The sequence below is a fragment of the Paraburkholderia fungorum genome (assembly GCF_046027605.1).
In the GTDB taxonomy this organism is placed as follows: Bacteria; Pseudomonadota; Gammaproteobacteria; order Burkholderiales; family Burkholderiaceae; genus Paraburkholderia; species Paraburkholderia fungorum_F.
The window spans coordinates 98159-124908 of sequence record NZ_JAQQEF010000001.1; the positions used below are offsets into that span (position 1 = coordinate 98159).

Consider the following 26750-nt stretch of genomic DNA (forward strand, 5'->3'; position numbering starts at 1 on the left):
ACCTCGCAGTCATTGCCTTATGATTCGTGGAACCCGTTACAGCTTTTTATCCAATGCCCGAACATCCCGTTTCAGACCCGGTTTACACGCTCAAGGAAGCCCTGCTGTCCAACCTCCGCGACGGTCGTTGGCATCCGGGCGAACGCTTGCCCACCGAGCGGCAGATGAGCGAGGCCTACGCGGTCGGCCGCTCGACGGTGCGACGCGCGCTGGCGCAGATGAAAGACATGGGCCTGATCACTCAGACCGTGGGCAGCGGCACTTACGTGGCCGAGAATATCGAGCAAAAAATACCCAAGGCAACGGAACCACAAACTGTAGTGAGTCCCGCCGAGCTGATGGACGCACGGCTGATTTTCGAACCGGGCCTGATCGACCTGGTGGTGCGCAATGGCACGCCGGCAGATTTTGCAGCGATGGAAGCTTGTTGCGTAAGCGCAGAGCAGGCAAAGACGCTCGAGGAGTTTGAACGTTGGGACGCCGAGTTTCATCACAAGATCGCGGAGGCCGCACACAACAATTTCATGGTCAGCGTCTTCAATCTGATTCTGAAAGTCCGCGAACATGGCGAATGGGGCTTGTTAAAGAAACGCAGCCTTACGCCTGAGCGACGACTCGCTTATCAGCGCGAGCACCGGCAATTGCTGGCAGCGCTCAAGGAACGCGATGCGGCCAGTGCACGCGATTTCATGGTCACTCACCTGGTGAACGTACGGCGTAATCTTTTCGACTTTGGACACGTGGCGGACAGTCTCGATCCGGCGAGCTTTAGCCGCTGGCGAGTTCAAGTGCCGCGCGACTTTAAAACGAAGTGAGAGCGGTGGATATCGAAAGTTTCAAGGCGCAGCTTCTCACCGCGCAGTGCGCGGAATGAAGATCAGCAGACGGGAGGCTTCTCGCTCGCCTGCGTTATTTTCACCACAATCCAACATGACTCTAATGGATACGCAACACGAGGCGTATTCCAGCTTTATGTAATAGCCGCCCTTCGCCTCGCCACTACGATCAGAAAATTGGCCCTATAAACCGTTCAATTCAGACACTACGGCTTGGTGATTGCGGCGGCGAAGATCTCAGACCGCCCGTACCGGACACCATCTCGCAAACCGTACAGGTACTGTACCGGCAAGCGCCGCTAGAATGCTCCAAAGGTCTTCTCGGCCATTATCGGAGCCTCGCCATGTCTTACCTCAGCCTCAGCGCGCTGCCCGCCGGCATTCTATTCGCGCTCGTCACCAGCATCACGCCCGGGCCGAACAATACGATGCTGCTGGCCTCGGGCGTCAACTTCGGCTTTCGCCGCACGCTGCCGCATGTTTCGGGGATCAGCGCCGGCGTCGTGCTGTTGATGCTGTCGGTTGGGATTGGTCTGGGCGAAGCCTTCGTGCACTTTCCCGTGCTGTACACGGTGCTCGAAGTCGCGAGCGTCGCGTATCTGCTGTATCTCGCGTGGAAAATCGGCACGTCGGGCGAGCTGAAGGTCAGGAATGGCGATCGCCGGCCCATGAAGTTTTATGAAGCCATCGCGTTCCAGTGGGTCAATCCGAAAGCGTGGATGATGGTGCTGACCGCCGCGACCACGATCCACCTGAGCGAGAGCACCGGCATGAACGCGGTCGCGATGGCGGTGATTTTCTATGTGGTCGGGTTGCCGTGCATCTGCCTGTGGGCCGCTTTCGGCACCGCGATGCGGCGCGTGCTGTCGGACCCGAAACGGCTGCGCATTTTCAATGTGGTGATGGCGCTGCTGCTGGTGCTTTCGCTGTATCCGATCGCACTGAAGCTGCTCGGCCACTCCGCTTGAGACGACGCATCCCTAGATCGCACCCTGCCCGACTCGCTCGATGAAGCGCCACAACGCGTCATCGGTCGAGTACGGCGCGTTGAAACGGAACCAGGCGCTTGGGGCATCGTCGGGACGGAAGTAGGAGCCGGGCGCGAGCCAGATGCCGTGCTTGAGCGCGGCGGTCGCCACTTCGCCGGCGCGCTCGGGTTCGATCGGCAGCCGCGCCCACAGAAACAGCCCGGCGCGCGGCCGGTGAAACAGTTCGAGACCGAGCGAGTCGAGCCGCTCTTCGACGCGCGCATGCACGAGCTTGAGCCGCTCGTTCACCGCTTCGACGTGACGCGCGTAGCGCCCTTCGAGCAATACCTTGTCGACGATCCGCTCGATCGCTTCCGACGACGTCAAGCCCACCGCCATCTTCGTACGCGCCAGTTCGCGCAGCACCGCGCGTTCGGCGACCACGTAGCCGCAGCGCAGCCCCGGCGTCACCGTCTTCGAAAAACCGCCTACATAGAGCACGCGCTGCAAGCCTTCCATCGCGGCAAACATGGGCGCGCCGGGCGGCGCCAGTTCGCGGCTGACATCGTCTTCGATCACCCACATGCGCTGCCGCTCGGCGATCTGCAACAGCCGGAACGCCGCCGACATGCCGAAGGTCGCGCCGGTCGGATTCTGCAGCGTGGTATTGACGAAAATCGCCTTCGGCTTGTGTTGCGCGACCAGTGCTTCGAGCACGTCGGTATCGACGCCGGCCGGCGTGCGCGGCACGCCATGCACCACCAGCCCCGCCAGTTTGAGAATCTGCAGCAGATTGCAATAACCGGGATCTTCGACGATCACCGTGTCGCCCGCGCGCAGCAACGTGCGAACGATCAGATCGAGCCCTTGTGTCGCGCCCTGCGTGAGCAGCACGTTGGAGATGTCGACCGGCAAGCCGCGCCGGTCGAGTTGCTCGGCGATCCGCTCACGCAGCGGCGCGAAGCCGTACGGATGCCCGTAGTCGCCGAGCCGCGCCGCCGGCACCCGGCTCATCGCACGCAGCGCATGCTGCAAGCCCGTTTCGTTGATCCACTCGTTCGGCAGCCAGCCGCCGCCCGCCTTGATCGGCACCGAATGGTCGGCGAACACGTCGGACAGCAACCAGGTCGCGGTGAGACTGGGCGGCTGCCAGTCGGTGGGCGCGACCCGCGCGGGCTGCGCACGCGCCGCCACGCGATAACCGGAACCGCGCCGCGCGACCACGAGGCCCATCGAAACAAGACGGTTGTACGCCTCGGTGACCGTGAAGGTGCTCAGTTCGTGGCTTTGCGCCAACTGCCGCACCGACGGCAGCAGCGCGCCGGCGCGCAGGGATTGCGCCTCGATCGCATCCGCGAAACCCTGCACGACCTGCTCGACGAGCGTGGGGGCGGCGCGCCGGTCGCGCTCAAGTTGTAGTTCGATCATTTGATTCGGGCTGAAAGGCCGGTCGCGACGGCCGGCTGAGTGGCCAAATAGATGGAGCAAGCGATGCGGGCGCCCGATAAACGCCGAATTGCGTCGCGGCGCGATCGACACAGTTATCGCCATTCCACCAACACAGTTAGCGCCACACTGCGTCAACTGTTTATGCCGCCATTAAACCGCGGGCGCTACAGTTTCGCTACCACTTCGAGGAGAAAACCATGACTTCGCGCCCTGTCATCGACGACCTGTCGTCTTTCTGGATGCCCTTCACCGCCAACCGCCAGTTCAAGGCCGCGCCGCGCATGCTGGAATCGGCCAAGGGCATGTACTACCGCACCACGGACGGGCGTGAAGTGCTCGACGGCTGCGCGGGTCTCTGGTGTGTGAACGCTGGCCACGGCCGCGACGAAATCGTCGCCGCGATCACCCAGCAACTGTCGACGCTCGATTTCGCGCCGACCTTCCAGATGGGCCATCCGTTGGCATTCGAAGCGGCCACGAAAGTTGCCGAGCTGATGCCGAACGGCCTGGACCGGATCTTCTTCACAAACTCCGGGTCGGAATCGGTCGACACCGCCCTCAAAATCGCGCTGGCGTACCACCGCTCGCGCGGCGAAGGCCAGCGCACGCGTCTGATCGGCCGCGAGCGCGGCTATCACGGCGTGGGCTTCGGCGGCATTTCGGTCGGCGGTATCGCGCCGAACCGCAAGACATTCTCCGGCGCACTGTTGCCGGCGATCGACCATCTGCCGCACACGCACAACCTTGAACACAACGCGTTCACCAAGGGGCAGCCCACGTGGGGCGCACATCTCGCCGACGAACTCGAGCGTATTGTCACGCTGCACGATGCCTCGACGATTGCCGCGGTGATCGTCGAACCGGTGGCCGGCTCAACGGGCGTACTGATTCCGCCGCAAGGTTATCTGCAGAAGCTGCGCGAGATTTGCACCAAACACGGCATCCTGCTGATTTTCGACGAAGTGATCACCGGTTTCGGCCGTATCGGCAAGGCGACGGCGAGTGAGTATTTCGGCGTGACGCCAGACCTGATCACGATGGCCAAGGCCATCAACAACGCCGCGATCCCGATGGGCGCGGTGGCGGCGAGCCGCACGATCCACGACTCGATCGTCAACGCCGGCGCGCAAGGCGCGATCGAACTGTTCCATGGCTACACGTATTCGGCCCACCCGGCCGCAGCCGCGGCCGCGGTGGCGACACTCGACCTGTATCGCCGCGAAGGCCTGTTCGAGCGCGCCGCGACGATGGCGCCGAAATTCGAAGCCGCGGCGCATTCGCTCAAGGGCGCGAAGCATGTGAAGGATGTGCGCAATCTGGGCATGATCGCCGGCGTCGAACTCGAATCGCGTGACGGCGCGCCGGGCGCGCGGGCTTACGAAGCGTTCGTGAAGTGCTTCGAGGCGGGCGTGCTGGTGCGCTTTACCGGCGACATCCTCGCGTTTTCGCCTCCGCTTATCATCGATGAAGAGCAGATCGCGCATCTCTTCAAGACGGTGGGCGACGTGCTGGCGACGGTGCAGTAAGGCAGTCAGCAAGCTTGACGATGCGCGCGCGAAAACGCGTGCGCATCGCTTCTACCGGCTGCATCTTTCCCTCTGCGTCTCTCCCTCTCAGACAACGGCTTCAGTGATGGGTGCGTGAAGCCCGCGTGTGCGCAGCCTTTTTGGCGGCTGCCGAGCGGCCGGCGGCGCCTTTCGTGGCGGCGGCTTTTTTCGCTGCTGCGGAACGGCTGGCCGCGGGACGTTTGGCTGCGGCCGACCTGGTCTGCTTCGACATGGCGGTGTGCGATGCACCGGCGGTGCTTTCACGCTTCAATGCATTGGTGGCAGCACGTGAGCGCGTGGCTGTCGATTCGCTGCTCGCACTTTTCTTCTTCGCCGTGCTCTTGTGCTGGCCTGCTGCATTGTCCTTTTCGGCTTTCTTGCGGGTTGCCTCGCTGGTGGCGCCCCTCTTCGGCGACTTCACGGCGACGCCCGCCCGGCGCGCTTCCGACAGGCCGATTGCGATCGCCTGTTTCGCCGACCTCACGCCATGCTTGCCGGCGCGCACCTTATCGACCTGTTCCTTGACGAATTCCCCGGCCTGGGTGCTCGATGACTTGCCGGCACGCTTGTCGGCCTGGGCGCGCTTGATGGTTTTCTGTTCGGGCATGACGGTCCTCCGGTGGATGTGGGTCCATGACACGCAGCAACGCGTGTGCCGGGGCGGTTCGCCATGATGGCGGATGCGATCGGAAGGGCCGTCTGACGGGAATTTTGTGCTTTTGGCTCAGCGTGAGCGATTGCTGGGGCGCGGTCCACGGCGCTATAAAAGTTCGGAAAACGGCTTGCGACGCAGCGAAAACTTCAGGAAATTGGCGAGCGGGACTCGCGTGCGGCACGTGGACGGCGTATGGTAATAGCAAGGGTTGGCGCCGTGGTCCGGACCCGACGGGAGATGACCTCCATGAAGATACCTACCGTTCGTGCAGGAGCGCATATCGAAGGCGTGCATTGGATCGCCGAATACGCCGAGGATGTTCATGAGATTCGCGTGTTCCGCGAAGGCCAGGAAGTGGACGTGCATAACGCGCCATCCACGTTATTTGGCGATGAGGAGAATGCGGGGTCCAAGAGCACCGCCGATCATCGGGCGGTGGAAGCCGCTGTGCTGGCTTATTTGAAGCGGTTTGTGATTGAGCATGATGCGGAGGAGTAGTGGTTTTTTTTGCTAGCGGCGCTTTCCTTGATCTGGCTCTTTGGCCTTTCCTTGAATTGGTATTGGTCTATTAGCGTCGCCCCTGTGCGGGGCGGCACTTACTTTCTTTGCCGCGGCAAAGAAAGATAAGCAAAGAAAACCGCTCACCCCGCTAATTCTTAAGCGGGTCCCCCGCGCAGTCGCGGTAGTGGTGCATCTGGAATCTGCGTTCTCGCACATTCGACGTGTGTGACAAGGGCGTCATACTTCCGGCGGCGCTGCGCGCGCCGAAGCGTTATTCATGCGCCGTCTTTTTCGTACTTCATTCGCTCGCAGAGTGAATCTTTAGGATAACTGGGTGCTTCGCCGAGGCGAAGCCGACGGCCCGCTCTGCTCCCAAACGAAGCCCCTGGTTTCCCATGCAGACCCATCCGCGACGCACGTAGTGCGGAGTGGGAGCTGATGAGCGCGTTGTCACTAGCGCCGGATGTGCGAGGGCACGGATTCCAGATGCACCACTACCTTGACTGTGCGGGGGCCCCGCTTAAGATTTGGCGGTTTGAGCCGCTTTCTTTTGCCTACTTTTCTTTGCGGCAGGCAAAGAAAAGTAGGTGCCCGCCCCGCACAGGGGCGACGCTAATAAACCAATAACAAAGCAAGGAAAGGCCAACGCCATAGGCACACAACCCAAAAGCGCCCCGCGGGCAACCACTCAAGGAAAGGCCCATGCCGCAGGCAAAAAACCAATCATTCCCCCGCCCGCAACTTCTTAACCTCACCGTCCGACGGCTGCACACTAGCGCCGTCCACATACCGATAAGAAGTCATCACCCCCTTCCCATCCTTGACACCGGTCACACCAACAAAAGCCCCCATCGTCGACTGATTATCCTGCGCCCGATACGTAATCGGCCCGAAGGGCGTCTCCACCCCAAGTCCCTTGAACGCCGCAGCGAGCTTATCCGAATCCGTGGAACCCGCCTTCTTGATCCCAGCCGCAATCGACATCAGCGCCGAATACCCCACCACCGACCCGAGCCGCGGATAATCGTGATACTTCGCCTGATACGCATCCACAAACTTCCTGTTCGCCGCCGTATCGATCGAATACCACGGATACCCCGTCACGATCCAGCCAGTCGGCGCCTCCGCCCCCAACGGATCGAGATAGTCCGGCTCGCCCGTCAGCAACGAGACCACACTGCGGTCCTTGAACAAACCGCGCGTATTGCCCTCACGCACAAACTTGCCGAGATCGGCGCCAAACAGCACGTTGAAAATCGCATCCGGCTTCGCATCGGCTAGCGCCTGGGTAACCGCACCCGCGTCGACATTGCCCAGCGGAGTCGCCTGCTCGGCGACGAACTGCACGTCCGGCTGCGCCGCCGTCATCAGCTTCTTGAACGTCGCCACCGCCGATTGCCCGTACTCGTAGTTCGGATACACCAACGCCCAGCGTTTCTTCTTCAGCTTCACCGCCTCCGGCACCAGCATCGCCACCTGCATATACGTCGAAGGACGCAGACGGTACGTGTATTTGTTGCCATCCGCCCAAACAATCTTGTCGGTCAACGGCTCGGCCGCGAGGAAGAAAATCTTCTTCTGCTTCGCGAAGTCGGTCAGCGCAAGGCCCGTGTTCGACAGGAAACCGCCGAACAGCAATTGCACCTGCTCCCGCGCAATCAATTCCTGCGCGACGCGGATCGTGTCGCCCGGATTGCCGTTGTCGTCGCGCGACACCACTTCGAGCTGTTTGCCAAGCACGCCCCCCGCCGCATTCACCTGCTCCAGCGCGAGATTCCAGCCGTTTTTGTAAGGCCCGAGAAAGGCGGGCTGCGCCTTGTAGCTGTTGATTTCACCGATCTTGATGGTCTGCTGTGCACTCGCGCCGGCGGCGGCAAGCGATAGAACCGTTGAAACCGTGAGGCGAGAGAGCCATCCTGCGCGCGTGGTCATGCGTTTCTCCGTATCAAAAGGATTGCGGGAATGCGGTCGTTTTTATCAAGCGTTCAAGCGTTTCGCGATTCGTCCAGCGAGTTGTGCCGCGAGCCGTGCTTCGAGCCGTGCTTCGAGTTGTGCTGCAAGTTGTGTTGCCAGCCGAGCTACAAACGGCACCGCTCGTGATGCATGCGAACCCTACTGCGATGCATTGAGCGGCTTCACTCCGCCCGCGGCGTCGCGCGAATTCTGGCGACGCTCGCCGCGACGTCCTGCCATGCCGGCTTGCCACCGGCGAATTGCTGACGCAGGTAGGTCACGAGTTCGGCGATCTGGACGTCGTTGAAACTGTCGCGATAAGCCGGCATCGTACCGAGTTCGGGGCGCGCAGGCGAGCCAATACCTTCGAGAATCACGCGAATCAGATTATCAGGCGTCGCGCTGTGCAGATTCGTGTTAAGCGCCAGCGACGGATGCGCACCGAACAATTGCGGCCCGCTGCCGGTGTGATGACAGGCCGCACACGCACCGTCGAACAGACGTGCGCCAAGGCCTGTTGCCGTACTCGTAATCGTGCTGGCCTGCTCGTATTGACGCGCCATCGCCTCGGGATTCGCGTTGGGCTCAAGCGGATTCAAGGACGCCAGATACGTCGCCATCGCGCGAATGTCGCTGTCGGGCAGCGTCGCCAGATCGCTGACGACGGGCGCCATCGGCCCGGCCGCGACGCCGTGCAGCGGCGCATGACCGTGGCGCAAATAGCTGAACAGTTCGTCTTCGCTCCACGGCACGGGCGCGTTGGAAAGCGTCGACAGCGCAGGTGCTTCCCACCCCTCCGCGATGCCGCCGCCCATGAATGCCGCGCCGGATTTCTCGGCGCCAAATGCATTGCGCGGGGTATGGCATGCGCTGCAATGGCCGAGGCCGTTCACCAGATACGCTCCGCGATTCCATTGCGCGCTTTGACTCGCGCTCTCGGTGAACGTGTTGCGTCCGAGAAAAAGCCCATTCCATGCAGCCATTAACGGACGCACGCTGAAGGGATACGCGAGCTTCGTTTCCGGCGGACGGGAACGCACCGGCGTTTGCGCCATCAGGTACGCGTAAAGCGCCGTCAGATCCTCGTCGGACGTGTTCCTGAACGATGTATAGGGAAACACGGGATACAAGCGATGCCCGTCGCGGCTGATACCTTGCCGCATCGCCCGCACGAATGCTTCCAGCGACCATGTGCCGATGCCGGTCTGTCCGTCCGGCGTGAGATTGGTGCTGTAGACGGTGCCGAAGGGTGTATCGAGCGGCTTGCCGCCCGCGTTCGGCACGCCGTTGTGCGCGGTATGGCAAACCGCGCAATTGCCCAGCGACGCAAGCAGTTTGCCGCGCGCCACCAGATCGGGCGCGAACGCGCTCGCAAGCGGCGGCGTAATCGGCGCAACGGCCTGTGGCGACATAGCCAACACCCCCAGCCAACCGGCCGCGCCCGCGGCGATGGTGCCGAGCAAGCCGAACCGCCGACGTTTCTTCTTGCGCGCCGCCGCGTCTTGCGCTTGCGCATCGGCGAGCGCGGCGCGGATCGTCTCAGGTGTGAACGGCGGTCTGCGAAACCGCACACCTGTGGCGTCGTACAGCGCGTTGGCGATCGCCGCGGCGCCAGGCAGCGACGCCGATTCGCCCGTGCCCATCGGCGGCTCGCCGTGGCGCGGCATCATCACCACTTCGATCACCGGCACTTCACGGAACGTCAGAATCGGATAAGCGCCCCACTCCTGGCTCGTCACCGCGTTCTCGCCGAACGTCACGCGCTCTTTCAGCGCGCGGCTGGTGGCCTGGATCACGTTGCCGTGTATCTGATGACGTACGCCGTCCGGATTCACCATCGTGCCGGTGTCCTGGCCAACCACCACGCGCGTCACCGCAAGTTCGCCGCTCTTGCGATTCACTTCGACGTCGGCGACCCACGCGGACCATGCCGCGCCAAAGCCGGGGAATTTGCTGTGCACGTAGCGGGCGTAAGCGAAGCCTCTTCCGTGCAGAATGTCGCCTTCTTGCGGGACATCCTCTTTCGAAGCCATGTTGCGAGGCTGCCAGCCGGCTTTCCCGGCCACCGCCTTGACCAGATCGATCGCGCGCGGATCGGTCAGATGCTTCAAACGAAATTCGACCGGATCGATGCCCGCTTCCGCCGCGAGTTCGTCGATGAAAGACTCATGCGCGAACGTGTTCGGCAACGCGGACACGCCTCTTAACCACGACGCTCGCACGATCGGCGGCGTGTCGTCGCAGACGATGCGCATGGTGCGGTAATCGTACGGCGGCACGGACGTGCGGTCGCCCATTTCGAATATCTGTGGCTGTGCGGAGAGCGTGCCGGTGAGCAGCAGCGCCAACGTGGGCGCGTCGTTCGATGGATAGCGCGTCGCGAAGTCGTATGCCGCGAGTTCGCCTTCGGCACCTAATGCACCACGCACATCCATCAATTGCGCGGCGCCCTTCGGCTCCCATGCGTGCTCGTCTTCGCGCGATAGTTGCACACGCACCGGAGCGCCGCTTGCGCGAGATAACAGCGCGGCGTCGGCGGCGACGTCGTCGGCGCAATTGCGGCCGTAGCAGCCCGCCGCGTCCATGCGCACGATTTCGATGTGCGCTTCGTCGAGCGCCATCAACAAGGCGAGATCCGCGCGTAACGAATGGGGATTCTGCGTGCCCGACCAGACTTTCAGCTTTTCATCGCGGTAATCGGCCACCGCGCACGACGGTCCAATCGACGCATGCATCTGAAACGGCCATACGTAGGTGCGTTCCAGCGTTTGGGCCGGGTCCTGCTCGAGTGCAGCGTCGACATCGCCCTGGATCAGCAGATCGCGTCGTTTGGCGGGGTTTGCTCTGAGCGCGGCTTCCACTTCCTCGCTGGTTTCGAGCGGCGGCAAACCTTCCACAGTTTTCCACTGCACACGCAAGCGCTTCACGGCCTGCTGCGCGACTTCCTCGCGTTCGGCCACGATGCCGACGAAATCGCGAATCACCACCACCTTGACGATGCCCGGCAAATCGCTGATTGAATCCTCGTCGACACGCAGCAGGCTATTGCCCATGAAGTCGCCCTGTGCGACACCGGCATACGGCGGCCGTACAACGCGCCCGTGCAACATACCCGGCACGCGCACGTCATGCACGAAACTCAATTCGCCGGTTGCCTTCGCCGGGATATCGACGCGCGGCATACTCTTACCGACGATCTTGTACGCGTCCGGCGACTTCAACGGCGCGTCGGTGGCGAGTGTCAGTTCGATGCGCCGTCCAGCGATCAGGTCGCCGTAGCCAAGGCCTTTTGCCGTATCGTCGCCGCGATTGAAAACCACACCGTCGCGCACCTCGAGTTGCTCTGTGCTTACGTTCCATCGCGCGGCCGCTTCCGCCAGCAGGAATTGCCGCGCTTGCGCCGCCGCATGCCGTAACGGCACCGCCGATATCTGGATCGTCGCGCTCGCAATCGTCGGCCCTTGATTCGGCGCTTCGCTGGTGTGGCCGAGCACGACCGACACGCGCGTCAACGGCACATCGAGTTCTTCCGCGACGATCTGCGCGAGCGCCGTGCCGATGCCGGTCCCGAGATCCACATGACCATTGAACGCCACCACGCTGCCGTCGTCGCGCACCACCAGAAACATGTCCGCCTCGGTAGGCACGAACGACGAACGCGACCCCGGTTGACCCATCGCAGGCTTCACCGGCGCCTGGGGTGGCCGCGTGATGATAAGCACATTCCGCGCGTCATAGAGCTGCTGCCGCGACAACGGCGCGGAACGTCGATCGACGCTAAAATCCGGCCCCGTCATGCGCGCACTCCTTGATGCAAGGAAGTCTGCGCAGCCAGCAATTCAGCCGCGCGCTGCACCGCGCGTACGATCTCGACATGCGTGCCGCAGCGGCACAGATTGCGCGACAACTCCCGCCGGATCGTCTCGACGCTCGGATGCGGATCGCGATCGAGCAACGCCTTGGCGGTCATGATCATGCCGCTCAGGCAATACCCGCATTGCGCGGCCTGCTCTTCGATAAACGCCTGCTGCACGGGATGCAGTGCGGCACGCGTGCCCAACCCTTCAAGCGTGGTGATCTCGCGGCCCAAGGCGACCTTCGCGGTCGTCACGCAAGCGCGCGTCGGCATGCCGTCGAGCAGCACCGTGCACGCGCCGCATTCGCCGAGGCCGCAGCCGAATTTCGGACCGTTCAACGCGAGATCGTTACGCAGCAGATAAAGCAGTGGCGTGTCGGCGCCGGCGTTGACGCGATGCGTCGCGCCGTTGACGTGCAGCGTAAGAGGCGCCGAACCGTTCATGAAAACACCGGCCACGCCGTGCGGCGCGCGTTCAAAGCACCACCGGCACTTCGGTCGCCGGTGGTGTATTACGGCTGCGCCTGCAGCGAATCAAACCGTCGATCATCACCATGCCGACTCCGGGAATATCGCCGAGCTGCACGCTTTCCAGCAACGTATCGGCCGCCGTGTGCTGCGCGCGATCCATGAACACGAGATCGGCAGGACGGCCCACTTCAATCAAACCCTGGCGCAAGTTGCGTTGCCGCGCAGTGTTGCCGGTCGCGAAGCAGAACGCGATTTCGGCAGGCACGTCCGCGAGACTGGAAATCAGCGCGATCATCCGCAGAATGCCGAGCGGCTGGACACCGGAACCCGCCGGACTATCGGTGCCGAGAATGATTCGATGCGGGCATTTCAATTCAATCGCGTGACGCGCGGTGAGCAGCGCGATCCGCTCATTGCCGTTGTGAACGATTTCCAGCGCGCGGCTCGATTGCTCGCACAGATCGCATACGTGCCGATAGGACAGCGACGTATGGCCGCCGTTGATGTGGCCGATCACGTCCGCGTCGGCGGCCAGCACCACGTCTCTATCGATCAGGCCCGAACCTGGAATCGACGGACCACCCGTGTGGATCGTGCTTTGAATGCCGTATTTGCGGGCCCACGCGACCATCTGCGCCGCTTCCTCGCCGCCCTTCACGCTGCCGAGGCCGACTTCGCCAAGCAGCTTCACGCCGGCTTCCGAGAGCTCCTTGAAGTCTGCTTCGACCATGCCCTTCTCGATCACCGGCGCGCCCGCCATCACTTTGACGCCGCCGCCGACACCCGCGCCACGCATGCCTTCGAACGAACGCTGCGCGGTGATCGCGAGCGCCTTGACGCCGAGCACGTCCTTCGGACGGCCAGGCAGGTGCACTTCGCCGGCGGAGATCATGGTCGTCACGCCGCCGTTCAGATTCGATTCGATCCAGCCCATCTGATTCTGGCGCGGCGTCCAGTCGCCGAACACCGGATGCACGTGCGAATCGATCAGGCCCGGCGCGACCGTGGTGCCTTTGCAGTCGACGGTAGTCCGTGCGCCTTCGAGGTCGCAATCTTTCTCCCGGCCGAGCGCGACGATCACGCCGTCGTCGATCACCAGCGTGTTCGCGTCGAGAATCGGCTGGTCGATGTCGCCGGATAAGAGTAGCCCGATGTTCGTTACCGCGACCTTGCCCGACAAGCCTGTCAACGTCTCTGCTGCCATCTGCCTCTCCTTTCGCAACGACTACCGGGCGCCGTGTCTCGTGCACACGCTGCACGTTTCATGCGCCGATGGAATCACACGCTCAGATAAGCGCGCCTCACTGTTTCGTTCCTTGCAAGTTCGCTGATCGTGCCGCTGAAACGGATCTGTCCTTTTTCGAGGACATACGCGCGGTCGCTCACCAGCTCGGCGAAGTGGAGGTTCTGTTCCGACAACAGAATCGACAGCCCTTCGCGCTTGAGTTCGAGAATCATGTTGGCCAACTGTTCGACGATCACGGGCGCGACGCCCTCGGAGGGTTCGTCGAGCAGCACCAGATATGGATTGCCCATCAGCGTGCGCGAGACGGTGAGCATCTGCTGCTCGCCGCCGCTCATCTGGCCGCCGGGGCGCCTGGGCATTTCGCCGAGGTTGGGGAAGAGCCGGAACAGTTTTTCCGGCGTCCACTCCGGTGCCCCTTCGCGCGGCGCTTGACGGCCTGTATCGAGGTTCTCCATCACGGTCAGATCGGCGAACACGCGGCGATCCTCGGGGACGAAACCCATGCCCATGCGCGCGATACGATACGGCTGCAACGCCGTGATGTTTTGCCCGCGAAAGCGCACCTCTCCCTGACGGCGCGGCAGCAGACCCATCACCGCTTTCATCGTCGTCGACTTGCCGGCGCCGTTGCGGCCCATCAGCGCGACCACTTCGCCCCGGCCGACTTCGAAGCCGACGTCGAACAGAATGTGCGCGCGGCCATAGAACGCATTGAGGCCGGACACTTTCAGCATCGGCTCGCTCATTGCAGCGCTCCCTGTCCTTGATGACCGCCTGCCGCTTCATGCAGCGGCGCGCGTGGCTGGAAGGTCTTGCCGGTGCCGAAATAAACTTCCTGCACGCGCGCGTCGTTGCGGATCGTTTCGGCGTCGCCCTCGGCGATCAGCTTGCCTCGTGCGAGCACGATCATCCGGTCGGCGTAGGCGAATACAACGTCCATGCTGTGCTCGGTAAACAACACGCCGATCTGGTGCTCGGTGACGAGGCGCTTGGTCAGCGCCATTAACTCGTTGCGCTCCTTGGGTGCCATCCCGGCGGTGGGCTCGTCCATCAGCAGCAACTTCGGGCGGTTTGCCAGCGCGATAGCAAGTTCAACGCGTTTGACGTCACCGTAGGCGAGCACGCCGCAGGCGCGGTTCGCGTCGGCACCCATGCCGACCTGTTCGAGCAACGTCATGGCTTCGTCGGCGTAGCGCGAACCCGCGGGTTTCCACAGGCCGAAGGTCTTGCGTTCACGCGAGACGAGCGCCATCTGCACGTTTTCGAGCACGGTCATCGAATTGAAGGTCGCGGCAATCTGGAACGTGCGGCCGACGCCAAGACGCCAGATATCGCGTGGCCGCATGCCGACCAGTTCGTGATCGTTCAGCCGAATCGAACCGGACGACGGCTGCAGTTGCCCGTTGACCATGTTGAAGCAGGTCGACTTGCCCGCGCCATTCGGGCCCAGCAGCGCCAGTAGTTGACCGGCTTCGAGATCGAAAGAGACATTGTCGACAGCCTTCAGGCCGCCGAACGATTTGGAAAGGCCGGATACGCGCAGCAAACTCACAGCCCCTCCTTGATCGCAGCGCCCTGGGTGCGTGAGGTGGGGTCCTTCTCGGCCATATCCGCGTTATCGTCGCCAAACCGCTCACGAATGAAACCGACGATACCCTGCGGAAACGCAATCACGAGCAGCAGGATCGCAAAGCCCAACAACGCCTGCCAATAATCGGTTTGCCGCGCGACGGTGTCCTGCAGCCACGTGAACACGGCCGCGCCGACGATCGGGCCGGTCAGCGTCTGCAAGCCGCCGAGCAGCACCATCACGAGGCCGTCCACGGAGCGGCTCACGCTGATCACTTCCGGTGAAATCGTCCCTTTGGAGAACGCATAAAGCGATCCGGCGAGCCCGCAAAACAGCGACGCGACGACGAACGCCGCCCACTGCACGCGTTTCACGTCGATGCCGATCGCCTCGGCGCGCAGCACCGAATCGCGCGACGCCCGCATCGCGTAGCCAAGCGGCGAGAACAGCATCTTGCGCAGCAGCCACACGCCGATCACGGCGCAGACGAGCGTCAGATAATAAAAAGCGACCGGCGACGACAACCAGTTCGACGGCCACAAGCCGAGAATGCCGTTACTGCCGCCCGTCACGTCGTCCCACTGGAACACGACCGACCAGACGATCTGCGCAAACGCAAGCGTCAGCATGGCGAGATAGACACCTGAGAGTCGCACGCAAAACCAGCCGAACACCAGCGCACCCGCCACGGCAAGTAGAGGGCCGAGCAGCAATGCGGCTTCCATCGGTAGATTGAGAACTTTCAGAAACAATGCGGCGCCGTATGCGCCCAACCCGAAGTACGCGGCGTGGCCGAACGAATGCATGCCGCCGGGGCCCATGATGAAATGCAGACTTGTCGCGAACAGGACGGCGATCAGGATTTCAACCAGCAGCACAGGCATGTAGGGAAACGCATTGGCCGCAAGCGGCGCGAGTACCAACGCCAGCAACGCGATGGCCGCCAACCACTTCAGGCGCTTGCCGGCGGGCCGCAATGGCGCTTCCGGTGCGGCCATGCCCCGCACCGCGGCGCTCGCCTTCCCTAACAAACCCCAAGGCCGCACCACCAGCACGACTGCCATCACGACAAATTCCGCAACGAGCGTGAAGCGGCTCAACGACAGGTCGATGCCGAACACCGATACATGTCCAATGCCGATGCACAGCGCCTTGATCTCCGCGATCAGCAATGCGGCGACGAACGCACCTGGAATCGATCCCATGCCGCCGACCACCACCACCACGAACGCATTGCCGATGGTCTCCAGATCGAGCGACAGATTCGCCGACATCCGCGGTCCTTGCAATGCGCCGCCCAATCCCGCGAGAAAAGCGCCCACGAAAAACACCCCGGTGAACAGCCACGCCTGATTGATGCCAAGCGCGCCGAGCATCTCGCGGTCCTGCGTCGCGGCGCGCACCAGCGTGCCCCAACGCGTGCGCGTCAACGCGTACCACAGCAGCAGCAACACCACCGGCCCGATCACGATCAGCGCGATATCGTAGGTCGGCAGCGGATGGCCGAGAAAATCGACTACGCCGGCCAGATGTGGCGCACGCGGACCGAACAGGTCTTCCGGGCCCCACAGCCACAGCGCGGCGTCGCGGAAAATCAGCACCAGCGCGAATGTCGCCAGCAGGTGAAACAACTCGGGCGCCTGATAGATGCGCCGCAACACGATCATTTCGACCAACGCGCCGAGCACGGCAACCACCAACGCGGCAGCCAGCACCGACAGCCAGAACCCGCCCGCCGTATGGCCGAAGCGGCTCGCCATGCTATACGCGACATAAATGCCGAACATATAGAACGAGCCGTGCGCGAAGTTGACGATGCGCGTCACGCCGAAGATCAACGACAAACCCGCGGCGACGAGAAACAGCGTCGACGCGTCGGCGAGTCCGTTGACCAGCTGTACCAGCAAATTCGAAAGCATCGCGACCCTTAAGAAAACTCAGCGCAAACCGTCTTCGCCCTTGATCTCACTCACCTGCAAGCCGCCGATGCGCGGCAGCGGCCGGCCCGAGGCCGTCACCGCCACCGCCACGACGATTTCATTCGCGCGCGGCGCGTCCGACACTCGCGCTTCGATCGCGTCGAAATGACTGCGCACGAAGGCCGCGTCCTTGTGGCCAAGCGGCACGTCGATCGCGGTGCCGAGCGTCCCCATTTTTTTCGCCGACGGCACCAGCGCCGCGCCTTTTTCGACCGCGACTCGCAACGGGGCGCCGAGCTTGGGATGCAGGATCGCCGCCGCATGTTCCAGTTCGCCCGCTTCGCCGACGATCGCCGCCTTGCCGTAGCTTTGCGCGTCGCCCGGCTTGATGCCTAGCGCTTCGACACACTTGTTGCCGAGCAATGCGCCCAGCTCCTCACCGGCTTCGATCAGCGCATCCAGCCTGGCCTCGTAGCGGCCCGCATAGGGATTGTCGATCACCGCAATCGCGACTGCCCGGCGTGCCGGCGGCTCGATGGCCTGGCCCATTTCAATGCGTGTTTCATCCACCTGCACGACCAGCTTGCGAAGCTTGATTGCCATTTCGATCTCCGTGTTTCAATGCGTGCTTCGATGCGTGCTTCGACGCATATTCGGCGCCTTTCAGCGCAATCCGTCCTTACCCACGATCGCTTCTTTCGCCAACCCACCGACGCGCGCGTGCACGCGCTGGCCCGTGCTCATCACGAGGATATACACCAGTTCGTCCGCGGCGGGCGCACCGGGCACACGCACTTCGATCGCGTCGAAATGGCTGCGCACGTAGCTCGCGTTGACATGCGTCAGCGGCACATCGAGCGCGGTGGAAGGCGCACCGACTTTCTTGGTCGACGGCACGATCGCGTTGGTCGGCACACCGTTTTTCTCCAGCAATTCGCGCATTGCATAGCCGCCGGGGACATGCCACAACGCGCCATGCTCGAGTTCGCCGCGCGAGCCGATGATTGCGCCCTTGCCGTAGCTTTCGATCGTTGCGTGCGGCACGGCCATCGCCGCCAGCAGCCGTTGCGCCATATCGAAGCCGATTGGCTTGAGCGCTTCCATCGCCGGTTCGATGCTGGCTTCGTAGCGTCCGGCGAACGGATTGGTCATCACCGCGGCAATCGCGCCGCGCCTGAGCGGTTGCGCGGGCGCGGGGCCGAACTCGTGGAAAATGTCTTCGACGTGCGTCAGCACGCGGCGTATTTCGAACACGGAGCCTCCGTTGTTATTTCAGCGCGATGCTTGAACAACGCGCCATTGTGATGAATATCAGCCACTCGCGCACGTCCTTGCAGGAACAGTGCGGCGCCCTCGATCAAGCCTTGTGCCTGTAAACGCTGCGCGGCATCGACGCCGCGTGCCAGCGCGAAATCGATCAGCGGTTGAGGCAAGGACGGCACATCCACAGTCACGAGCATGTCGCCGAGATCGCTGTCGTCCTTCAAGGAGGAAGCCGGCCTGCGCACGATGCCCGCATGCTCGAGATTGACGGCGTTGGCGATCACCGTGGCGGCGGCATCGGCGCTGGCGGCGTTGCGGGCCAGCACGGTCACGCTGTCGGCAATTCCGAGGCTAAAGCTGCGGCCACGCCAGCCGCTGGTCGCGACGCCGCGAATCGGCATGGCGGCGTTAAGCGTCAGGTTGGCGTCCAAAGCCTGATCGCCTGACAGCCTGGCGCCAGAGAACTGCGCCAGATCGGCGAACACGCCTACTCGGTATTGCTGCCCTTCGGTCAAATGGAACGCGATGTCGCCGCCGTTGTTGATGAAGGCGCGCGATATGCCGTCGCGTGCGAACGCCGTGATCAATTCGTCCGCGACGCTGCCGGCAACGGCCGCCATGGGCGTGATGTAGCGCGCGCGGTGCGGATGACATGCGCCCCACATCCGGCGGGCTACGGTGCCCCTCAACGCGCAGTCGTCATGCGCCGCACTGCTCGGCACAGGCTGCCGAAGCCACTTCAACTCGCCGACCAGCGCAGGCAACACGTCGACAAAGCGCATCCAGCATGCGTCGTAGGCGGCCTGCACGGCCGAGGGTTCGCCGTCCGCGCTGAGGATCAGATCGATCGGGCCGTGCTGCCAATGCCAGCGGGCCGCGTCGAGTTGGGTGCGGGTTGCGTTCATCGTGTTTGGCGTGTTTGGCGTGTTCGTTGCGTGCGTCGTGTCGGTCACGTTGCCGCTGTCAGCCGAGCATCGGCGGCATGGCGGGCGGCCACGGGTTGTCGGGATGACGCGCGAGGGTCCTGCGCGCGAGCGGCGCCCCTTCCGTATGCTCCGGCCCGTTCGCCAGCACGCTTGCCAGTGAACGCACCGCGTCGAGATGGCCGCCGAGATCGCGATACGCATCATAGGTCATGGTGAATTCGATCGGCGCGACGATCGCGGGCGTCGGCACGGTGCCGAACGATCGATCTGGCATGCGCGAGACATCAACCATCACGGTAATGCCGCCGCCCGGCCACACATAGGCCGGCGCACCGCCGCATGTCACGTTCACCAGCTTCTGTTTGATGGCGCGGGTGAGCAGCACCGGATTCTCCGTTGCCCCGGCTCGCAGACTGCCGCCCGCGCCGCCAAGGAACAGCACTGTCGCGAGCGACGGCTCGCAATTCTCGCCGATTCGTTCGACCGTGCGGCGCACCGCATCCGGCATGGCCGCGATGCGTGGCACGAGGTCCCGATCAAGTTCATACCACTGTGCGTGTTCGCCGGTGGTCGATACCATCAGCAAGCGCAGGCCCGGTTTCGCCACGGCGGGATCGAAGCCTTCGACAATCGCCAACGGGTCCTGAATGTCCGTCCCGCCCCAGCCGGTGCCGGGATTCGCAACCTGAAAATAGCGTCCCGGCGTCGATTTGCGTCCGCGAATTTTCAGACCTGAGCGCGTCATGCCGAGACAGCGGCCGGCCTGGTGTTCGGTGAGCACACCGGTAATGTGATCGTCGACCACCACCACTTCGTCGGCATGCCCGAACCATTGCTTCGCGAAGATGCCGATGGTGGCCGACCCGCAGCCCACGCGCATACGCTGCTCTTCGACGCCGTCGACAATCGGTGCCGCGCCCGCGCGAATTACCAGACTTGCGCCGCCGTCGATGCTCAGCTCGACCGCCTCCTTATTGCCGAGCGCGAGCATCATGTCGCACGTCACGCGGCCTTCCTTCTTGCTGCCGCCGGTCAGATGATGGACACCGCCGAGGCTCAGCATCTGCGAGCCATACTCCGCCGTGGTCACATGGCCGACGATCTCGCCATGGCAACGCACGTTCGATTGCTCCGGCCCAAGAAAGCGGTCGGTATCGATCTTCACCTTGAAGCTGCAATAGCTGAAAATGCCCTCGGTGACGACCGTGATCATGTCGACGTCGTCACGCTTCGAGGCAACGATGAAAGGCGCGGGCTTGTAGTCGGGATAGGTTGACGATGCACCAATGCCGGTGACGAACAACGCCTGTTCCGCCGCGGGATCGTGCACTTCGGACGATGCACCAAATTCGACCGTGGCATCCTCTTTGCCGAGGCTCGCACCGGGCAAGGCAGCAGCGCGCGACAGAAACACCACCGGGTCGACGCGAATCAGCCGACCGTCCGCATTCGCATAACGATCGCACGCACCCGTGCGGCCCTCCGATATCTGGCACAACACCGGGCACGCATTGCATTCGATCTTGTTCGACGCCATCCGCTCGCTGCGCGGCGCCGCTTTCTCGAGCACGGTGGGACCGGGCGTCGAGGCAATTTCGCCGTCAACGCTCTCCGCGCCGAAATCGACCTTCGTATGCTCTGTCATGGCGGGGTTCCCATACGACGACATTACAATCGGTCCTGCCCGGCTGACGAATAGCCCCTGTTTCAAGGGACTTTCGCGTGATCCGCGGTCTTCCATGTTGCGGTCACTCACCGTTCGTGTAGTATCCGCTACACCAAACTTGCTTGAAATCTACTCGATCAAAATAGACTGCGCAACGAGTTTCCCGGCGCACGCCTGAATGCTGCGGCGCGGCATCGGCGCGCGAATGACGCTTCAATCTACGCCGAAGCGCATGATCGTGCAGGGCATTCCGTCGCGCGTGAGATGGGCTGTATGATGAAGGCGCGCCATGCCAAAGCGTAGCTGAGTGGGTCGTAAGCGGCTGCGGCGCATGCCGTTCAACCTGACGCTAACAAAGAGTTCCGAGACCGCCATGAGTTCCACTGCCGCCCGCAAGCCGGGCGCTATCGGCATCCGAGCGAAACAGGCGCAAGATACGCGCGCCAAGATTCTCAAAGCGGCAATCAAAGTCTTTGCAAAACAAGGCTATGCAAGCGGCCGGGTCGAAAGTATTTCGAAGGCCGCGCGTTCGCACGACCGCATGATCTATTACTACTTCGGCAGCAAGGAACAGTTGTTTGTCGAAGTTCTGGAAACGATCTACACGCAGTTCAACGAAGCCGAAAGCAGGCTCGATCTCGATCTGCACGATCCCGTGCATGGCCTCGAGCAGATGGTCGAATTCGTCTGGCAGTACTACCTCGATCATCCGGAATTCGTCACCCTGCTGTCGAGCGAGAATCTGCATCAGGGCAAGCATGCGAAGAAATCGTCAAAGCTGAAGGAGATTTCGGGCTATGCGATTTCGGTCGTGCAAAAGTTACTGGACGCAGGCAAAGCGCAGAACGTTTTTCGTAGCGACGTCAAGGCGCGTGATGTGTACCTGATGATCGCGTCGCTCGGTTATTTCTATAACGCCAATCAGTACACGCTAGGTGCGTTCCTCGGTGAACCGCTGATGGACAAGGCGGCGCTCGCGCATTGGCGCGAAGTCATCAAGGACACGGTGTTGCGCGCGGTGCGTTTGCAATTGCCGGCGGAAACCGCAGTGGTGCATGAAAGCAGGATTGCCTGAAGCGCGTTTCGTTTGACGGTCGCTTCAGGCTCCGGATTTCTGGAACTGCGCCGTTACGGCTTGGGCGCTGCCGCTGCCGCGTCGTCTTCGCGGAACAGTTTATCGGCGAGGTGGTACGCAGAATTAGCCGCCGGCACGCCGCAATAGATTGCGGTTTGCAGCAGTACTTCCTTGATCTGCTCGCGCGTCACGCCGTTGTTCTTCGCTGCGCGCAAATGCAAGGCGAGTTCTTCGCTCCGGTTCAAGGCGACCATCATCGCGATGGTCAACAAGCTGCGCGTGTGGCGCGGCAATCCCTCGCGCGTCCAGATTTCGCCCCATGCATAGCGGGTGATGAAGTTCTGGAATTCCTCCGTCAATTCAGTGCGATTGGCGAGCGACCGGTCAACGTGCGCGCTGCCCAGCACCGCGCGGCGCACCTCGAGTCCGGCTTCGTAGCGGTCTTCGTCGTTCATTTTTTCTCCGTCAGAAAGTCGAGCACAGTCTTCGTGAAGGCGTCGACTTTCTCGATGTTGGAAATATGCGAGGCGTCCAGTTCGACATAACGCGCGCCCGGAATCGCCTGCGCCAGTTCACGGCCTTGTGCCGGCGTCGCGGCCAGATCGTGCGTGCCGCTGATCACGAGCGCCGGAACCTTGATGCCGGGTGCTTCGGGCCGCAGATCGGCGGCGTCGATGGCGTCGCAGTTCGATGCGTAGCCTTCCTTGTCGGTGTGCACGAACACGTCGCGAATCATGGCAAGCACTACCGGTTCACGTTCGATGTAGTCGGCGGTGAACCAGCGCGGCAGCACAGCATCAGCCAGCGCGAGCATGCCCTCCGTACGCGCCCTCGCGGCGCGCGGCACCCATACTTCCGGCGAACCGATACGCGCCGCCGTGTTGGACAGCACCACGCGCTCGAGGCGATTCGCGTGACGCGCGGCCAGTGCGACGCCGGTCAGCCCGCCCATCGACAGGCCGCAGAAATTCGCGCGTGCGATTTTCAGCGTATCCATCAGGCCGAGCACGTCGCCGGTCAGCTGTTCGATCGTGTAGGGACCTTTCGGCGCTTCCGAGTGACCATGACCGCGCGTATCGTAGCGCAGCACACGAAAGTGTTTCGACAGCGCCGCGACTTGCGGCGTCCACATCGACAGATCGCTGCCGAGCGAATTCGACAACACGATCCACGGCGCGTTGCCGTGACGGTCCCCGTCGATTCGATAATGCAGCTCGATACCGTTGACTGCGGCGTAGGGCATGCGGGTTACTCCTTGGAAGTAGCGCGGCTCGCGCGCGCGTGATGAAGTGCCAGCGCGGCGTCCACATAAGCGTGCGCCTGGCCGACGTATTGAGCGGGGTCGAGCAGTTGCTTCAGGTGCTCGGGCGAAAGGTGTGCGGTCACGGCGGGATCCGCCGAGAGCACGTCGAACAGCGTCTGGTTTCCGGCGATTGCCGCTTTCGATGCGCGCTCAACCAGATGATGCGCATCGAGCCGGCCGATGCTGTCGCCGAGCGCGAGCATCACCGCTTCGCCGAGAATCAGGCCGTGCGTGACATCAAGATTGGCGGCAAGGCGCGGCACATTCACGTTGAGACCCGCGGCAATCTGCTCGATGTTCGCGAGCGCGCCGCCTGCCAGGCGCGCGAGGTCTGGCAGCGCGTCCCACTCGGCTTGCCAGCCGCCGAGCGCGCGCTCATGTTCCTGCACCATGCCGGCGAACACCGTGGCCACCAGCCCCGGCGCGCGCGTCGCGGCGGTCAGCACCGCGGCGCAGCCCACCGGATTGCGCTTATGCGGCATCGTCGACGAACCGCCCTTGCCTGCCGCGGCGGGCTCGGCGAGTTCGTCGATTTCGGTTTGCATCTGCAACGAGATATCGCGCGCGATTTTGCCGAGCGTGCCGATCAGCATGCCGAACAGCGCCGCTGTTTCGGCGATGCGATCGCGTTGCGTGTGCCACGGCAAGGTGGGCACAGCAAGCTTGAGTTCTCGCGCCAATGATTGCGTGACTTGGGGCGCTGCGTCACGAAGGCTGGCAAGCGTGCCCGCCGCGCCACCGAATTGCAGCACCAGCGCGCGCGCGCGCAATGCATCGAGCCGCTCGCGATGCCGCAGCAACGCGTCGAGCCATTGCGCGAATTTCAGGCCGAGCGTGATGGGCAGCGCCTGCTGCAACCAGGTGCGGCCGATCATCGGCGTCGCGCGATGGGTGGCCGCGAGTTGTGCCACTGCGTCGCAGGTGGCTTGCAAGCCGCTGTCGAGCAGATCGAAGGTGTCGCGTAGTTGCAGCACCGTCGCGGTATCGATGATGTCCTGGCTCGTCGCGCCCCAATGGACGTACTTCGATGCTTCCGCGTCCGCCGCCTTGACGCGCGCGGTGAGTTGCTTGACGAGGGGAATCGCGAGATTGCCGCCGAGTGCCGCGTCGCGCGCCAGAGCGTCGGCGTCGAGTTGATCGGCCTGGCAGGCCGCCTCGATCGCCGCCACGGCGGACTGCGGAATCACGTTATGGGCAGCCGAGGCGCGCGCGAGCGCTGCTTCGACATCGAGCATCCGTTGCAGCGTGGCACGCGGCGCCCAGATGTCGTTCATCGGCTGTGTGCCGCAAAGAAGGCCGGTCAGACGGGCGCTGGAGTCGAGCATGATGGCGTCGATGAGGGAGTCGAAGGTAAAGGGTTTTTCACCAGGGCGATCTGGACATGTGTGGATGTACACCCAAGCTGCGTCCAGCGTGTACCAGGGCGCTATCTATTGAGAGCGTACCGCAGGCGGCGTCGCAGCGCATTCTGCTTCGAATGCTGATGCGACGGCTTGCCGTAGCGCTGTAGCAGCTAATCACACGCATGGGGCAGGCTTCATGCGCGTTCCGGACGTGGTTGGCGTGCCCGCTTGCGTGGCGTGGTGGCGCGGAAGCGTTGTCGTCGCCTTGCGGGCGTTGTGGTGACCGCGGAAGCGTTGTCGTCGCCTCGCCGGCGTTGCGGTGTCCACGTAAGTGTTGCCGTTGCCTCGCCTGCGTTGTGGTGACCACGTAAGCGTTGCCGTTGCCTCGCCTGCGTTGCGGTGACCCCATCAGCATTGCCATCGCCTCGCCAACGTTGCGATGACCGCGGAAGCGCTGCCGTCGCCTCGCTAACGTTTCGACTTCGCCACACGCCTTTGTGCCAGTGACTGCCGCCCCGATGCTCAGGCCGCGCGCGCCGCTTGCGTGCCGTCGATCAGCGGCACGCCGGTCAGTTTGTGCAGCGCGTCGAAGTCGATGTCCGAGAAGATCTCGCGTACAACCAGGCCCTTGTCGGTGACGTCGATCATTGCCAGGTCCGTGTAGATGCGGTCGACGCAGCCCACGCCCGTCACCGGGTAGGTGCATTCGGCGGCGATCTTGCTTTCGCCCTGCTTGGTCAGATGTTCCATCATCACGTAGACCTGCTTCGCGCCGATGGCCAGATCCATCGCGCCCCCGACCGCCGGAATCGCGTCGGGCGCGCCGGTGTGCCAGTTCGCCAGATCGCCTTTCGCCGACACCTGGAACGCGCCGAGCACGCAGAAATCCAGATGACCGCCGCGCATCATCGCGAACGAATCCGAGTGATGGAAGAACGCGCCGCCGGTCAGCAACGTGACATGCTGCTTGCCGGCGTTGATCAGTTCGTCGTCTTCCTCGCCTTTGGCGGGCGCCGGGCCCATGCCGAGCAAACCGTTTTCGCTGTGCAGGAAGATTTCCTTGTCGGCGGCGAGGTGGTTGGCCACCAGCGTGGGCACACCGATGCCGAGGTTCACATACGCGCCTTCAGGGATATCCTGGGCAACGCGCTTGGCCATTTCATCGCGGGTCAGTTTTTTCATGTCGGGTCTCCTCAGGCGGCGGTCGCGGATGCAAGTTCGGCTTGGTGCGTGGCTTGCGGCACTTCGATCACACGTTGCACGAAAATGCCGGGCGTAACGATATTTTCCGGATCGAGTTCACCGAGCGGCACCACTTTCGACACTTGCACGATGGCCGTTTTTGCCGCGCTCGCCATGATCGGGCCGAAGTTGCGTGCGGTCTTGCGATAGACCAGATTGCCCCAGCGGTCGCCCTTGAACGCCTTGATCAACGCGAAGTCCGCATGCAGCGGCGACTCCAGCACGTAATGCTTGCCGTCGATCAGACGCGTCTCCTTGCCTTCGGCGAGTTTCGTGCCATAAGCGGTGGGCGTAAAGAAGCCGCCGATACCCGCGCCTGCTGCACGGATGCGTTCCGCGAGGTTGCCTTGCGGCACCAGTTCGAGTTCGATTTCGCCGGCGCGATAGAGCGCGTCGAACACATACGAATCGGTTTGGCGCGGGAACGAGCAGATGATCTTGCGCACGCGTTTGGCTTTGAGCAGCGCCGCGAGGCCGATGTCGCCGTTACCGGCGTTGTTGTTGACGATGGTGAGCTCGCGCGCGCCTTGTTCGATGAGCGCGTCGATCAGTTCGGACGGCATGCCGGCCGTGCCGAAGCCGCCGATCATGACGGTCGCGCCGTCGTGGACATCGGCGACTGCCGATTGAAGTGACTCGAAAATCTTGTTGATCATGTCGAATTTCCTTTTGGGGCGCTGCGTGCCGCTGGGCTTCTGCCTTTGCAGGCAAGGGCTTGTGCGGACGGTCTCCGGGCCTGGGCTGGCGGCGGCTCGCCGGGTGGAGGTGCGGGCTGGCGCCTTTGGGTTGTTCGCTTTGTCGATTTGTTCGATATATGAACATGGATTCGATTAGCGAACGGTTAGGGGATTATGGTTGCCCTTCGGGCGGGTTGTCAAGGCAGGGGATTCCCCTTAATCATAGGTTTTTGGCCTGCCCGGCGGGGGTGTCCGCGCGACGCTTTTTGTTTGTTTGCCTACGG

At 62.9% G+C, this 26750-nt stretch carries 23 protein-coding genes; 5 read left to right on the forward strand and 18 right to left on the reverse strand.

Translation table 11 applies throughout. From position 1 onward, the window contains the following. The first annotated feature begins 53 nt into the window (after nucleotides 1–53). Both PQR53_RS00440 and PQR53_RS00445 read left to right on the forward strand, forming a co-directional pair. A complete protein-coding gene (locus tag PQR53_RS00440; RefSeq protein ID WP_408450497.1) occupies nucleotides 54–815 on the forward strand; it encodes a FadR/GntR family transcriptional regulator in 762 nt (253 codons plus the stop codon). A gap of 365 nt (nucleotides 816–1180) precedes the next feature. Beyond that, nucleotides 1181–1804: a LysE family translocator gene (locus tag PQR53_RS00445; protein ID WP_408450499.1), complete on the forward strand. Its 624-nt coding sequence runs from the start codon at nucleotides 1181–1183 to the stop codon at nucleotides 1802–1804. Nucleotides 1805–1816: 12 nt separating this feature from the next. On the opposite strand, the gene PQR53_RS00450 is transcribed toward PQR53_RS00445, so the two are convergent. Next, entirely contained in the window at nucleotides 1817–3232 is a 1416-nt protein-coding gene (locus tag PQR53_RS00450; protein WP_408450501.1) for an aminotransferase-like domain-containing protein, read from the reverse strand. A gap of 218 nt (nucleotides 3233–3450) precedes the next feature. On the opposite strand from PQR53_RS00450, the gene aptA reads away from it, so the two are divergent. After that, nucleotides 3451–4779 carry an omega-aminotransferase AptA gene (gene aptA, locus PQR53_RS00455; protein ID WP_408450503.1) on the forward strand — a complete coding sequence of 443 codons (1329 nt, stop codon included), beginning with the start codon at nucleotides 3451–3453 and terminating at the stop codon, nucleotides 4777–4779. 100 nt (nucleotides 4780–4879) lie between these two features. On the opposite strand, the gene PQR53_RS00460 is transcribed toward aptA, so the two are convergent. Further along, on the reverse strand, nucleotides 4880–5407 hold the full coding sequence (locus tag PQR53_RS00460; protein WP_408450505.1) for a DUF6496 domain-containing protein: 528 nt from the start codon (nucleotides 5405–5407) through the stop codon (nucleotides 4880–4882). A 294-nt stretch (nucleotides 5408–5701) separates the two neighbouring features. Here PQR53_RS00460 and PQR53_RS00465 point away from each other — a divergent pair, with 294 nt between their 5' ends. Continuing rightward, nucleotides 5702–5953, forward strand: coding sequence for a hypothetical protein (locus tag PQR53_RS00465; RefSeq protein ID WP_007178046.1), 252 nt, complete (start codon nucleotides 5702–5704; stop codon nucleotides 5951–5953). Between the two features lie 726 nt (nucleotides 5954–6679). Here PQR53_RS00465 and PQR53_RS00470 read toward each other — a convergent pair. The 11 genes from PQR53_RS00470 to PQR53_RS00520 all read right to left on the reverse strand — a co-directional run bounded on the left by PQR53_RS00470 (nucleotide 6680) and on the right by PQR53_RS00520 (nucleotide 20805). Next, entirely contained in the window at nucleotides 6680–7888 is a 1209-nt protein-coding gene (locus tag PQR53_RS00470; RefSeq protein ID WP_408450507.1) for an ABC transporter substrate-binding protein, read from the reverse strand. A gap of 203 nt (nucleotides 7889–8091) precedes the next feature. Beyond that, nucleotides 8092–11706, reverse strand: coding sequence for a molybdopterin cofactor-binding domain-containing protein (locus PQR53_RS00475; protein WP_408450509.1), 3615 nt, complete (start codon nucleotides 11704–11706; stop codon nucleotides 8092–8094). Then, nucleotides 11703–12209, reverse strand: coding sequence for a (2Fe-2S)-binding protein (locus PQR53_RS00480; protein ID WP_408450511.1), 507 nt, complete (start codon nucleotides 12207–12209; stop codon nucleotides 11703–11705). The genes PQR53_RS00475 and PQR53_RS00480 overlap by 4 nt, the downstream gene beginning before the upstream one ends. Before the next feature lie 31 nt (nucleotides 12210–12240). Then, nucleotides 12241–13440 (reverse strand): amidohydrolase family protein, encoded by a 1200-nt coding sequence (locus PQR53_RS00485; RefSeq protein ID WP_408450513.1) that lies wholly within the window; start codon nucleotides 13438–13440, stop codon nucleotides 12241–12243. Between the two features lie 74 nt (nucleotides 13441–13514). Then, a complete protein-coding gene (locus tag PQR53_RS00490) occupies nucleotides 13515–14228 on the reverse strand; it encodes an ABC transporter ATP-binding protein (RefSeq protein WP_408450515.1) in 714 nt (237 codons plus the stop codon). Next, nucleotides 14225–15034 carry an ABC transporter ATP-binding protein gene (locus PQR53_RS00495; protein ID WP_408450517.1) on the reverse strand — a complete coding sequence of 270 codons (810 nt, stop codon included), beginning with the start codon at nucleotides 15032–15034 and terminating at the stop codon, nucleotides 14225–14227. The genes PQR53_RS00490 and PQR53_RS00495 overlap by 4 nt, the downstream gene beginning before the upstream one ends. Beyond that, a complete protein-coding gene (locus PQR53_RS00500; RefSeq protein WP_408450519.1) occupies nucleotides 15031–16971 on the reverse strand; it encodes an ABC transporter permease in 1941 nt (646 codons plus the stop codon). The genes PQR53_RS00495 and PQR53_RS00500 overlap by 4 nt, the downstream gene beginning before the upstream one ends. A gap of 18 nt (nucleotides 16972–16989) precedes the next feature. Then, nucleotides 16990–17574: an amino acid synthesis family protein gene (locus PQR53_RS00505; RefSeq protein WP_179740595.1), complete on the reverse strand. Its 585-nt coding sequence runs from the start codon at nucleotides 17572–17574 to the stop codon at nucleotides 16990–16992. 60 nt (nucleotides 17575–17634) lie between these two features. Beyond that, complete coding sequence (locus tag PQR53_RS00510) at nucleotides 17635–18225, reverse strand: amino acid synthesis family protein (protein WP_408450521.1); 591 nt, start codon at nucleotides 18223–18225, stop codon at nucleotides 17635–17637. Next, entirely contained in the window at nucleotides 18201–19139 is a 939-nt protein-coding gene (locus tag PQR53_RS00515) for a UPF0280 family protein (protein ID WP_408450523.1), read from the reverse strand. The genes PQR53_RS00510 and PQR53_RS00515 overlap by 25 nt, the downstream gene beginning before the upstream one ends. A 58-nt stretch (nucleotides 19140–19197) precedes the next feature. Continuing rightward, nucleotides 19198–20805, reverse strand: coding sequence for a 6-hydroxynicotinate reductase (locus tag PQR53_RS00520; protein WP_408450525.1), 1608 nt, complete (start codon nucleotides 20803–20805; stop codon nucleotides 19198–19200). Nucleotides 20806–21199: 394 nt separating this feature from the next. On the opposite strand from PQR53_RS00520, the gene PQR53_RS00525 reads away from it, so the two are divergent. Then, on the forward strand, nucleotides 21200–21901 hold the full coding sequence (locus PQR53_RS00525; protein WP_408450527.1) for a TetR/AcrR family transcriptional regulator: 702 nt from the start codon (nucleotides 21200–21202) through the stop codon (nucleotides 21899–21901). 53 nt (nucleotides 21902–21954) lie between these two features. Here the strand turns inward: PQR53_RS00525 and pcaC are convergent, their stop codons facing one another. The 5 genes from pcaC to PQR53_RS00550 all read right to left on the reverse strand — a co-directional run bounded on the left by pcaC (nucleotide 21955) and on the right by PQR53_RS00550 (nucleotide 26445). After that, on the reverse strand, nucleotides 21955–22356 hold the full coding sequence (gene pcaC, locus PQR53_RS00530) for a 4-carboxymuconolactone decarboxylase (protein ID WP_323045984.1): 402 nt from the start codon (nucleotides 22354–22356) through the stop codon (nucleotides 21955–21957). Further along, a complete protein-coding gene (gene pcaD, locus PQR53_RS00535) occupies nucleotides 22353–23144 on the reverse strand; it encodes a 3-oxoadipate enol-lactonase (protein WP_408450529.1) in 792 nt (263 codons plus the stop codon). Before pcaD ends, pcaC begins: the two co-directional genes overlap by 4 nt. Before the next feature lie 5 nt (nucleotides 23145–23149). Then, on the reverse strand, nucleotides 23150–24529 hold the full coding sequence (locus PQR53_RS00540) for a 3-carboxy-cis,cis-muconate cycloisomerase (RefSeq protein ID WP_408450531.1): 1380 nt from the start codon (nucleotides 24527–24529) through the stop codon (nucleotides 23150–23152). 540 nt (nucleotides 24530–25069) lie between these two features. Continuing rightward, nucleotides 25070–25729 carry a 3-oxoacid CoA-transferase subunit B gene (locus PQR53_RS00545; RefSeq protein WP_179740587.1) on the reverse strand — a complete coding sequence of 220 codons (660 nt, stop codon included), beginning with the start codon at nucleotides 25727–25729 and terminating at the stop codon, nucleotides 25070–25072. 11 nt (nucleotides 25730–25740) lie between these two features. Then, nucleotides 25741–26445, reverse strand: a complete 705-nt coding sequence (locus PQR53_RS00550) for a 3-oxoacid CoA-transferase subunit A (protein ID WP_179740586.1) — start codon at nucleotides 26443–26445, stop codon at nucleotides 25741–25743. Nucleotides 26446–26750 lie beyond the last annotated feature (305 nt).

Coding starts and splice junctions, on each gene's coding strand:
- aptA (WP_408450503.1), top strand. CDS start 3,451: ATGACTTCGCGCCCTGTCATCGACGACCTGTCGTCTTTCTGGATGCCC.
- PQR53_RS00520 (WP_408450525.1), bottom strand. CDS start 20,805: ATGACAGAGCATACGAAGGTCGATTTCGGCGCGGAGAGCGTTGACGGC.
- PQR53_RS00450 (WP_408450501.1), bottom strand. CDS start 3,232: ATGATCGAACTACAACTTGAGCGCGACCGGCGCGCCGCCCCCACGCTC.
- PQR53_RS00475 (WP_408450509.1), bottom strand. CDS start 11,706: ATGACGGGGCCGGATTTTAGCGTCGATCGACGTTCCGCGCCGTTGTCG.
- PQR53_RS00480 (WP_408450511.1), bottom strand. CDS start 12,209: ATGAACGGTTCGGCGCCTCTTACGCTGCACGTCAACGGCGCGACGCAT.
- PQR53_RS00525 (WP_408450527.1), top strand. CDS start 21,200: ATGAGTTCCACTGCCGCCCGCAAGCCGGGCGCTATCGGCATCCGAGCG.
- pcaC (WP_323045984.1), bottom strand. CDS start 22,356: ATGAACGACGAAGACCGCTACGAAGCCGGACTCGAGGTGCGCCGCGCG.
- PQR53_RS00505 (WP_179740595.1), bottom strand. CDS start 17,574: ATGGCAATCAAGCTTCGCAAGCTGGTCGTGCAGGTGGATGAAACACGC.
- PQR53_RS00470 (WP_408450507.1), bottom strand. CDS start 7,888: ATGACCACGCGCGCAGGATGGCTCTCTCGCCTCACGGTTTCAACGGTT.
- PQR53_RS00460 (WP_408450505.1), bottom strand. CDS start 5,407: ATGCCCGAACAGAAAACCATCAAGCGCGCCCAGGCCGACAAGCGTGCC.
- PQR53_RS00550 (WP_179740586.1), bottom strand. CDS start 26,445: ATGATCAACAAGATTTTCGAGTCACTTCAATCGGCAGTCGCCGATGTC.
- PQR53_RS00540 (WP_408450531.1), bottom strand. CDS start 24,529: ATGCTCGACTCCAGCGCCCGTCTGACCGGCCTTCTTTGCGGCACACAG.
- PQR53_RS00465 (WP_007178046.1), top strand. CDS start 5,702: ATGAAGATACCTACCGTTCGTGCAGGAGCGCATATCGAAGGCGTGCAT.
- pcaD (WP_408450529.1), bottom strand. CDS start 23,144: ATGCCCTACGCCGCAGTCAACGGTATCGAGCTGCATTATCGAATCGAC.
- PQR53_RS00490 (WP_408450515.1), bottom strand. CDS start 14,228: ATGAGCGAGCCGATGCTGAAAGTGTCCGGCCTCAATGCGTTCTATGGC.
- PQR53_RS00445 (WP_408450499.1), top strand. CDS start 1,181: ATGTCTTACCTCAGCCTCAGCGCGCTGCCCGCCGGCATTCTATTCGCG.
- PQR53_RS00440 (WP_408450497.1), top strand. CDS start 54: ATGCCCGAACATCCCGTTTCAGACCCGGTTTACACGCTCAAGGAAGCC.
- PQR53_RS00500 (WP_408450519.1), bottom strand. CDS start 16,971: ATGCTTTCGAATTTGCTGGTACAGCTGGTCAACGGACTCGCCGACGCG.
- PQR53_RS00485 (WP_408450513.1), bottom strand. CDS start 13,440: ATGGCAGCAGAGACGTTGACAGGCTTGTCGGGCAAGGTCGCGGTAACG.
- PQR53_RS00515 (WP_408450523.1), bottom strand. CDS start 19,139: ATGAACGCAACCCGCACCCAACTCGACGCGGCCCGCTGGCATTGGCAG.
- PQR53_RS00545 (WP_179740587.1), bottom strand. CDS start 25,729: ATGAAAAAACTGACCCGCGATGAAATGGCCAAGCGCGTTGCCCAGGAT.